This is a genomic window from Sphingobium sp. TCM1, assembly GCF_001650725.1.
Lineage (GTDB): Bacteria > Pseudomonadota > Alphaproteobacteria > Sphingomonadales > Sphingomonadaceae > Sphingobium.
The window spans coordinates 1-9,590 of record NZ_LXVX01000029.1 but is presented as its reverse complement, the minus strand read 5'-3'; the positions used below and the strand labels follow the sequence as shown (position 1 = coordinate 9,590).

Here is a 9,590-nt window from a genome sequence, read left to right as displayed (position 1 = left end):
GAAAGGCCGGACATATGGAAGCAAGCGATCCGATCAAATTTTCCGTTCAGCCCTTGCAAGAGGGAGCCGTCCACATATGGAACTGTAGCCTTCGGTCCAGAAGATGACCTCGGCATTATATTTGAACTTGGCGACGAACTCGCCGGCCTTGTTCTTCTCGATCACGAACTTGTGGGCCATGTCCATTCTCCCGGCTTGTTGCGCTACCGAAACCGACCCGGACCATAGGCAGCCGCGTCAATGCTGGCAACCGCTTCCGGCATCGCCGATCCGGTCAGCAGCGCAGCCCCCAGCAGCGCCGCGGCTGGCGCGGTCTGGATGCCGAACCCGCCCTGCCCCGCGAACCAGAAGAAGCCGGGCGCGACCGGATCGAAGCCATAGACCGGCGCACGGTCGGGCGCGAAGCTGCGCAGCCCCGCCCATTTATGCTCGATCCGTCCGATCCGCCAGTCGACCGCCTCCTCGAACCGCGCGATCGCCTCGGCCACGGCCAGTTCCTCGGGCGCGGCGTCGCAGGGTGGCGATGGCGTCTCGTCATGCGGGGTCAGCCAGATGCGCCCCGGCCCGTCCGGCTTGAAATAGAAGCGCGACCGCAGGTCCATGATCAGCGGCAGGTCGGGCGAGGGCAGGTCGGGCACCTGGAGTTGCACGACCGTCCGTCGCAGCGGCGCGATGCCGACCGGCGCCACGCCGCTCAGCCGCGCCACCGCGTCGGCCCAGGCGCCCGCCGCATTGACCAGCACGCCGCATCCGACCGGCCCGTCGCGCGTCTCGATCCGCCAGCCGCCGTCCGCCGCCCGCGCGCCCAGCAGCGCCGCGCCCAGCCGCACCTCGCCACCCAGCCGGCGGAAGCGGCGCAGGCAGGCCTGATGCAGCGCGGCCACGTCGATGTCCTGGCAGCTCGCCTCCATCACCCCCAGCGTCCAGTCCGGGCGCAGTCCCGGCACCAGCGCACACGGATCGACCGGGCGGAGATCGACCTTCCCCGCGAACTGCGCGATCAGCGCGTCGCGCAGCGGCGCGTCCTCCGCGCGCCCAACATGCAGTGTCCGGCGCGGCGACAGGAAGCTGCCCTCATGGAAATCGGGGTCCGGCGCAGCCAGCAGCGGCCCCGACGCGGTCGTCAGCGGCTGTACCACCGGGCCGCCATAGCTTTCCTCCCAGAAGGCGACCGACCGCCCGGTGGCATGATAGCCCGCGCGCTCCTCCATCTCCAGGATCAGCACCCGCGCATCGGCGGCGAGCAGCGCGCCCAGACTCGCGCCGGCCATGCCGCCGCCCACGATCACGATGTCGAAATGGGTCAATTTGCAATCTCGTCCCGCGCAGTCTCGTCCAGAAAGGCCTCGATCCGGTCCAGAGCGTCGCACCGAACCGGGTCCAGCTCGCGCAATATCTCGTGCGCGGCCTCCCGCCCATAGATATGCAGTCGCGCGTCGGGAAGCCGCGCCGCCACCTGCCGGATCGCAGCGGTCGACACCAGCCGATCGGCCTCGCTCGCCAGGATCAGCAACGGACAGGCGACCTGCGCCACCCCCGGCCCCTCGGCCAGCGCCCGAGTCGAATCGAGCGCCTGCGCCACCCAGTTCCAGCTCGGCGGCCCCAGCGCGATGTCCCGACTATGGTCGCGCCACCATAGTTCGTCGGCATAGCGGGCGGGATCATGGGTCAGTCTTTTCTGGCGCATCCGCCGTTGCCGCTCGCTATCCTCCTTCTGCGTCCAGGCGCGCCGGTCGCCCCGTCCCATGGCTACCATCAGCCGCGCGACCGCCACCGCCAGCCAACGCGGCAGCGGCGCGCTGTGCAGCCCCAGCATCGGCGCGACCAGCACCGCGGCGTCGGGCGGCGGCATCCCCTCCGCCAACGCGCGCAGCAGCATATGGCCGCCCATCGAATGGCCCAGCATCACCGCCGGCCCCTGCCCTTCGGCGCGCCAATCGTCCGCCAACGCCCGAAAATCACTGATATAATCGGCAAAATCCCCGACATGGCCGCACATCGGATCATCGGTCAGCCGTCCCGATCCGCCCTGCCCGCGCCAGTCGAAGCTGGTCACGGCCCAGCCGCGCCGCGCCATATGATCGATCACCTCCAGATATTTCTCGATCATGTCGCCACGGCCGTTCAGCAACAGCATCCGTCCGCGCGTACCCGAGCCCAGCCGGTAGCGGCGGATCGCCCAGCCATCGGACGCCTGCCAGTAATCCAGCCGCCCGCCCATCGGCCAGGCGCGCCGATCGAAAGCGGCGGCGGGAGGGTAAGCGGAGCGGAAATCGGGCGAATCCATGCCGTCCATGGTTACGGTTTGGTAAGCCATGCGGTCTAGGGAATAGTGCCCATGTTGGGGGAATATTTCCGGCTGGCGCTGATGATCGCCCTGGGCGCGCTGCTGATCGCGGCGGCGATCACCGATCTGCGTTCGCGCATCATCTCCAACCGCCTGAACCTGGCCGTGGCGCTGCTGGCGCCACTCTGGTGGCTCGCGAGCGGGCTGGACCCGTGGCCCGGCATGGCCCTGCAACTGCTGGCCGGCGCCCTCGTCTTCATGGTCTTCGCCGCGCTCTTCGCGATCGGCATGATGGGCGGCGGCGACGTCAAGCTGCTGGGCGCGCTGGCGCTCTGGTTCCCGTGGCAGGCGATGCTCAGTCTTATCGTGCTGATGGCACTGCTGGGCGGCCTGGTCACGTTGGTCACGCTGCTGCACCATCGCTGGGCGAAAAGGCCCGGCCAACCCGAAATACCCTATGGCGTCGCCATCTCGATCGCAGCCCTGTGGCTGATTGGCGAACGATATCTTAACCATTTTGCTTGATGAGTGGAGCACTGGGGGCAGTGCTGCCGCTTGAGGGAGGCGAGTTTCGTCATGGATGCTAAGAAGATCGTGCTGCTGGTAGGCGCGCTGATCATAGCCGTTACTACAGCCCTGCTTGCGCGCAGCATGTTGAGTTCATCCAGCGCGCCACAGGTCAATGCCGCCGCCATGCCGGCGGAAGCGGACCTGCCGCATGTGCTGGTCGCGACCAAGGCGCTGCCGGTCGGCACCATCCTGGATGCGGAAAGTTTCCGCTTCCAGCCCTGGCCCAAGGATCTGGTCGAACAGGCCTATTATCTGCGCGGCCAGGCCGATCCGGCCAAGCTCGCCGGCTCGGTCGTGCGGACCGCCATCTCGGCGGGCCAGCCGCTGACCCAGGGCGGACTCGTCAAGCCGGGCGACCGCGGCTTCCTGGCCGCCGCGCTCGGGCCGGGGATGCGCGCCGTCACGGTGCCCGTATCGGCGCAAAGCTCGGTCGCCGGCTTCGTCTTTCCCGGTGACCGGATCGACCTCGTCCTGACGCAGAGCGTGTCGGGCGGCGGCGACGGCGCCCCGCTCAAGGTGTCCGAAACCATCCTGCGCAACCTGCGCGTGCTCGCCACCGACCAGCGCATGGATGCGATGGGCGCCGACGGCAAGCCCGTGGTTCAGACCTATTCCAACGTCACGATCGAAGTGACGCCCAAGATCGCGGAGAAGATCGCGGTCGCCCAGACCATCGGTTCGCTGTCCATGTCGCTGCGCTCGATCGCCGACACCGCATCGGAACTCGACGCCGCCATCGCGGGCACCGATGTCGACCTGCCCGACGGCGCCAGCCCGACCTCGGAAAAGGCGATCCTGACCAAATTGGCCTCGCGCCCGGTCGATCGCGGCTCCACCTATTCCACCGGCGCCGACGTGTCGCGCTACCAGCGCAGCTCGGTCCCGGCCAAGGCCGAAGCGCCCGTGCCGGCCATGGCGGCCGCCAACGGCGCGCCCATGGGCACCGTCGCCTTCAGGGGGCCGGTGATCCGCGTGGCACGGGGCACCAACGTGACCGAAGTTCCGGTCGGGGGGAAGTAAGATGAAGATCCTGCATCATCGCGCCATGCGCGCCGCCGCCCCCGCCATTGCGCTGGGCCTGGCCGCCGCGACGCTCGCCACGCCGGTCACGGCGCTCAACGCGGCTCCTTCCGCCAGGCAGGACAGTGCGATCCTGATGTCGGTCGGCGGCAGCCGGGTGGTCAACCTGCCGGCGCGGATGTCGGACGTGGTGATCGCCAACCCGGAGGTGGTCGACGTCCATGTCCGCTCGCAGAACCAGCTCTACCTGATCGCCAAGAAGGCCGGTGAAACCACCGTCTTCGCCACCGCGCCCAACGGCAAGGTGCTGTTTTCCGGCACCGTGCGCGTCGGCAACAACATCACCAGCGTGGACGACATGCTGCATGTCGCGATGCCCGACGCGAACATCGCCGTGAACAACATGAACGGCATGGTGCTGCTGACCGGCACGATCAAGGCGCCCGAAGACGCGGCCGAGGCCGAACGCCTCACGCAAGCCTTCGTCGGCAAGGAGGTGACCGTCGTCAGCCGCCTGCGCATGGCGACCCCGCTCCAGGTGATGCTCCAGGTCAAGATTTCCGAAGTAACCAAGGATATCGGTCACAAGATCGGCACCAATTTCACCAGCATCGACCGCTCGGGCGGCAAGGTGCTCGGCAGTGTCGGCGGAGGCCTGCGCGATTTCGCTCAGTTCAATGCAGATGACAATAGCTGGGAATTCACGACCCCGGTGGACGGCGGCTACAGCCTTGGCGGCGTCGCACGCATCCTGGGCATGGACATTGCCGGCGCGCTGGACCTCGCCGAATCGAGTGGCCTCGCCACCGTTCTGGCGCAGCCCAACCTGACCGCGCTATCGGGCGAAACCGCCAGCTTCCTGGCGGGCGGCGAATATCCCTACACCGTCAGCAACGGCACCCAGGGCAACAGCATCGAATTCAAGCAATATGGCGTGCAGCTGGCCTTCACGCCCACGGTGCTGGCCGACGGCCGTATCTCTCTGCGCGTCCGTCCGACCGTGTCGAGCCTCGACTTCTCGATCAACGCCAATGTCCCCGCGCTCAAGAGCCGCACCGCCGAAACCACGGTGGAGCTGGGTTCGGGCCAGGCCTTCATGATCGCGGGCCTGCTCAACAACGAGGCTGCGAACAATATCAACAAGGTGCCGGGCCTGGGCAACCTGCCGATCCTGGGCAGCCTGTTCAAGTCGCGCCAGTTCCAGCGCAACGAGACCGAACTGGTGATCGTCGTCACCCCCTATCTGGTGAAGCCGGTCAATGCATCCGACATCCATTTGCCGACCGACGGCTTCCGCAACGCCAATGTGGGCCAGGGCCTGTTCCTGCAACAGGGGCATGACGGGGTGAGCGGCGCCCGGCCGGCCATGCCCAGCCGCGCCCCCGGCGCGCCGATGCCCACGCCCGGCCCGGAAGCGTCCCTGCCCGCGGCCCCGCTGGCCCGCGCCGACCGGAAATCGGGCAAGAATGCCAGCGCCGCCCCCGGCTTCAGCTTCTGACGGAAGGATGAAAGACATGACTTCCCCTCTCCAGACCCGTCTGTCGATCAGGACGCTGGGTGCGCTGGCCGTGCTGGCGCTGCCGCTCGCGGGCTGCATGACCGACAGTCCCAATCGCAGCGTCGAATCCGTCCACCAGCCGGTGGTCAGCTACGCCAGCTATACCTTCGACGTGCAGGCCGGCCCCGGCGACACGCTGACCCCGGTCGAGGCGGGCCGCCTCGCCGACTGGTTCGCCTCGATCCGCCTTGGCTATGGCGATCAGGTGGCGATCGTCTCCGACGCCTATTATGGTCCCGCATTGCGTGAAGGCATCGCCGATGTCGTGGCGCGCCACGGCCTGCTGGTGGGCGAGGACAGCTCGGCGGTCGCCGGCGCCGCGCCGCAGGGCAGCGTCCGCCTGATCGTGCGCCGCGCGTCCGCCAGCGTGCCGGGCTGCCCGGACTGGAGCGACAAGCAGGAAGCCGACATGAACCTGGGCGCCTCGGCCAATTATGGCTGCGCGCTCAACGGCAACCTCGCCGCCATGATCGCCAATCCGGAAGATCTGGTCCGTGGCCAGAGCAGCGACAGCGACCTGCGCACCGCCACCTCCAACCGCGCGATCTCCACCTATCGCGACAAGCCGCCGACGGGCGCAGGCGAACTCAAGCAGATAACCGCGGGAGCCCAGTAACATGAACGCACCCTGGAAACCCGGCGCGGGCCTGCGCGATCCGTTCCACGCCTTCGTCTGCGACGATCATAGTTTCGACATGCTGCGCGCGGTCACTGCCGAAATGGGCTGGGCACCCGAAAAGGTGAACAAGGGCGGGATGCGCAACGCGGTCCAGAGCCTGTCGATCACGGCATCGCCGCAGATCCTGTTCGTCGACATGTCCGAAAGCGGCGATCCGCTCAACGACATCAACAGCCTCGCCGAAGTGTGCGAACCCGGCACGGTGGTGATCGCCGCCGGCCAGGTGAACGACGTGCGCCTCTATCGCGATCTCATCGCCAGCGGCATCCAGGACTATCTGCTCAAGCCCTTCGGCGCCGACCAGTTGCGCGACGCGCTGGCGCAGGCGCAGGCGGTGTTCATGGCGCCGCGCGACGCGGGACCGGAACGCCCCCATTGCACCATGGCGGTGGTGGGGACGCGCGGGGGCGTGGGCGCCTCCACCGTTGCGACCTCGCTCGCCTGGATGCTGTCGGAAAAGAAGAAGCGCCCGACCGCCCTGCTCGACCTCGACGTCCATTTCGGCACCAATGCGCTGGCTATGGACCTGGAGCCGGGCCGTGGCCTGACCGACGCGATCGAAAATCCCAGCCGTATCGACGGGCTGTTCATCGAACGCGCGATGGTGCGGGCCAGCGACACGCTGGCGATCCTGTCGGCCGAAGCGCCGATCAGCCAGCCGATGCTGACCGACGGCGGCGCCTTCTACCAGCTGCTGGAGGAATTCCGCCTCGCCTTCGAATGCAGCGTTATCGACCTGCCGCGCAACATGCTGATCCAGCATCCGCACCTGATGAGCGACGTCAATCTGACGCTGGTCGTGACGGAACTGACGCTGGCGGCGGCGCGCGACACGATCCGCATCCTGTCCTGGCTCAAGACCAACGCGCCCCAGTCGCGCGTGGTGGTCGTCGCCAACCGCGTCCATCCCGGATCGCCGGAAATCAGCCGCAAGGATTTCGAACAATCGATCGAGCGCAAGGTGGATGTCCTCATCCCCTTCGACCTGCGCATCGCGTCGCAGGCGGCCAAGCTCGGCAAGACGCTCGCCGAAACCGCCAAGGGCAGCAAGGTCGGCGCGGCCTGCGCCACCCTGCTCGACGAAGCGCTGGGCGCGGCGGAGGCCGATGACGGCGGTGCCATCAAGCCGACGGCGCGCAAGGGGGACTCCCTGCTCGGCAAGATCGACTTCAAGAGCATGATACCGTCGCGCCGCAAGGACAAGGCCGCGCTGGAAGATTGACGGTGCGCCGCCGCCCGGCGGCCGCCCCTGAAGGACAGGCCCACGAAGGACAGGCAAAGAGATGGACGGCAATTTCCTGTTGATAACGGTGCTGGTGGCGACGATGCTGGGCCTCGTCCTGGTCGCCTTCGCCGGTCCGTCGCCGGACAAGGCGCGCAAGCGCCGTGTCGCCCTGATCCGTGGCCGTCACAGCGAATCGGCCGAGGCACTACTCGAAGCGCGGATGCGCAAGGCCATTTCCAACCGGCCGACCGGCACCGAAGCCAAGATGCTGGTGTCGCTGATCCCCAATCCGGACAATCTGGCCAAGCGCATCAAGATGACCGGCCGGAAATGGACGCTCAGCCAGTATATGACGGCCTGCGCCGTGACCTTCCTGGTCATCACCGCCTTCCTGATGCTGCGCGGCTTTCCCTTTCTCTTCGCGATGATGGTGGGCCTGGCCGCGGGCCTGGGCCTGCCGCACTGGTGGGTCGGTCGCCTGATCGCCAGGCGGATCAACCAGTTCACCGTCAAATTCCCCGATGCGCTCGAACTGCTGACGCGCGGCCTGCGCTCGGGCCTGCCGATCGCCGAGACGCTGGGCATCGTGTCGAGCGAAATTCCGGGGCCGGTGGGCGAGGAATTCAAGCTGATCACCGAACGCATCAAGATCGGCCGGACCATGGAGCAGGCGCTTCAGGAAACCGCAGATCGCCTCGGCACGCCCGAATTCCAGTTCTTCGTCATCACCCTGTCGATCCAGCGGGAAACCGGCGGCAACCTCGCCGAAACCCTGTCCAACCTCGCCACCGTGCTGCGCCAGCGCGCCCAGATGAAGCTCAAGATCCGCGCCATGTCCTCCGAATCCAAGGCATCGGCCTATATCATCGGCGTCCTGCCCTTCCTGGTGTTCGGCATGATCTGCTACATCAACTTCAACTATATGAGCCCCTTCTTCACCCCCGATCCGGCGGGTATTTTCGGGCTATCGCTGATGCAGGTGATCGGCATCGGCGGCATGTGCTGGATGGCGATCGGCGCCTTCATCATGGCCCAGATGGTCAATTTCGAGATTTGATGGGGAGCGATTAGATCATGGACGCACCCACCCCCGCCGGCACCCTGTTCGGCATGACCGCCACCGATTTCGGCACACTGCTTGCGGGCCTTGCGACGCTCGCCGTCCTCTTCGCCCTCTATGCCGTGATGACGGTGCGCGACCCGATGGCCAAGCGGGTCAAGGCGCTGAACGAACGGCGCGAACAGCTCAAGGCCGGCATTACCGCCTCCACCGCCAAGCGCCGCGCCAAGCTGGTGCAGAAGAACCAGACGACGGACCAGATGCGGTCCTTCCTCTCCAGCCTGAAGGTGTTGCAGGACGACCAGCTCAAGGACGCGCAGATCCGGCTGGCGCAGGCCGGCATCCGGTCGAAGGATCTGGCGGTCGCCGTCATCTTCGGCCGCATGATCCTGCCGATCGTGATCGGCGGCGCCGCCGCGATCCTGCTCTATGGCGTGGGCATCGAACCCGAATGGGGACCGGTAAAGCGCTTTTTCGCCTTCGCGGTCGCGCTGCTGCTCGCCTACAAGGCGCCCGACATCTATATCGACAACAAGGTGCAGAAACGGTCGGCCGCGATCCGCAAGGGACTGCCCGATGCGCTCGACCTGCTGGTCATCTGCGCCGAGGCGGGCCTGACCGTCGACGCCGCCTTCAACCGCGTCGCGCGCGAACTGGGCAAGGCCTATCCCGAACTGGGCGACGAGTTCCAGCTGACCGCGATCGAACTGTCCTTCCTCACCGAACGGCGCATGGCGTTCGAAAATCTCGCCACCCGCGTGAAGCTGGATGCGGTCAAGGGCGTGGTCACGACCATGATCCAGACCGAGAAATATGGCACTCCGCTGGCCAGCGCGCTGCGCGTACTGTCGGCCGAGTTCCGCCACGAACGCATGATGCGCGCAGAGGAAAAGGCCGCCCGCCTGCCCGCGATCATGACGGTGCCGCTGATTCTCTTCATCCTGCCGACCCTGTTCGTGGTCATTCTGGGTCCGGCCGCCTGCTCGATCAGCACCGCTTTCTGAAAAATGGGTCGCGGCCGGGGCGCTTGCCGTAGCGTCCCGGCGACCCCGCCACCGTCCGAGCGATAAAGCGCTGGAATGACCGGTTTTCCTCCTCTATTTCCGCTAACGTAATACCAGCCTTCAGTGAAGCTGACTCACGATGGGGATTCCCAAGGCGCTGAATTTCTGAATCTATGGATTCCTGTTG

The 9,590-nt window shown here is 66.7% G+C and carries 11 protein-coding genes; 7 read left to right on the top strand and 4 right to left on the bottom strand.

Annotation, left to right across the window (positions count from 1 at the left end; all coding sequences use genetic code 11):
• Nucleotides 1-33: 33 nt before the first annotated feature.
• From A7Q26_RS25685 to A7Q26_RS16850, 3 genes are read right to left on the bottom strand one after another with little or no spacing between them, the layout of a single operon-like run.
• Nucleotides 34-180: a hypothetical protein gene (locus A7Q26_RS25685; protein ID WP_198162966.1), complete on the bottom strand. Its 147-nt coding sequence runs from the start codon at nucleotides 178-180 to the stop codon at nucleotides 34-36.
• Between the two features lie 23 nt (nucleotides 181-203).
• Entirely contained in the window at nucleotides 204-1,307 is a 1,104-nt protein-coding gene (locus A7Q26_RS16855; RefSeq protein ID WP_084439178.1) for an NAD(P)/FAD-dependent oxidoreductase, read from the bottom strand.
• Nucleotides 1,304-2,287, bottom strand: coding sequence for an alpha/beta fold hydrolase (locus A7Q26_RS16850; RefSeq protein ID WP_066861830.1), 984 nt, complete (start codon nucleotides 2,285-2,287; stop codon nucleotides 1,304-1,306). The genes A7Q26_RS16855 and A7Q26_RS16850 overlap by 4 nt, the downstream gene beginning before the upstream one ends.
• A gap of 51 nt (nucleotides 2,288-2,338) precedes the next feature.
• Here A7Q26_RS16850 and A7Q26_RS16845 point away from each other — a divergent pair, with 51 nt between their 5' ends.
• The 7 genes from A7Q26_RS16845 to A7Q26_RS16815 all read left to right on the top strand — a co-directional run bounded on the left by A7Q26_RS16845 (nucleotide 2,339) and on the right by A7Q26_RS16815 (nucleotide 9,403).
• The gene (locus A7Q26_RS16845; protein WP_066861828.1) at nucleotides 2,339-2,812 is read left to right on the top strand and encodes an A24 family peptidase; all 474 of its coding nucleotides are present in this window, start codon (nucleotides 2,339-2,341) and stop codon (nucleotides 2,810-2,812) included.
• A gap of 51 nt (nucleotides 2,813-2,863) precedes the next feature.
• Entirely contained in the window at nucleotides 2,864-3,877 is a 1,014-nt protein-coding gene (cpaB, locus tag A7Q26_RS16840) for a Flp pilus assembly protein CpaB (RefSeq protein ID WP_066861824.1), read from the top strand.
• Between the two features lies 1 nt (nucleotide 3,878).
• On the top strand, nucleotides 3,879-5,375 hold the full coding sequence (locus tag A7Q26_RS16835) for a type II and III secretion system protein family protein (protein WP_066861821.1): 1,497 nt from the start codon (nucleotides 3,879-3,881) through the stop codon (nucleotides 5,373-5,375).
• Nucleotides 5,376-5,391: 16 nt separating this feature from the next.
• Entirely contained in the window at nucleotides 5,392-6,051 is a 660-nt protein-coding gene (locus A7Q26_RS16830) for a CpaD family pilus assembly protein (RefSeq protein WP_066861818.1), read from the top strand.
• Nucleotide 6,052: 1 nt separating this feature from the next.
• Nucleotides 6,053-7,336, top strand: a complete 1,284-nt coding sequence (locus A7Q26_RS16825) for a nucleotide-binding protein (RefSeq protein WP_066861815.1) — start codon at nucleotides 6,053-6,055, stop codon at nucleotides 7,334-7,336.
• A gap of 61 nt (nucleotides 7,337-7,397) precedes the next feature.
• On the top strand, nucleotides 7,398-8,396 hold the full coding sequence (locus A7Q26_RS16820; RefSeq protein WP_066861811.1) for a type II secretion system F family protein: 999 nt from the start codon (nucleotides 7,398-7,400) through the stop codon (nucleotides 8,394-8,396).
• Between the two features lie 17 nt (nucleotides 8,397-8,413).
• The gene (locus tag A7Q26_RS16815; RefSeq protein ID WP_066861808.1) at nucleotides 8,414-9,403 is read left to right on the top strand and encodes a type II secretion system F family protein; all 990 of its coding nucleotides are present in this window, start codon (nucleotides 8,414-8,416) and stop codon (nucleotides 9,401-9,403) included.
• On the opposite strand, the gene A7Q26_RS26035 is transcribed toward A7Q26_RS16815, so the two are convergent.
• Nucleotides 9,387-9,590 (bottom strand): hypothetical protein (locus tag A7Q26_RS26035; RefSeq protein WP_232313844.1); only part of this gene is annotated, 204 nt, incomplete at its 5' end. The genes A7Q26_RS16815 and A7Q26_RS26035 overlap by 17 nt on opposite strands.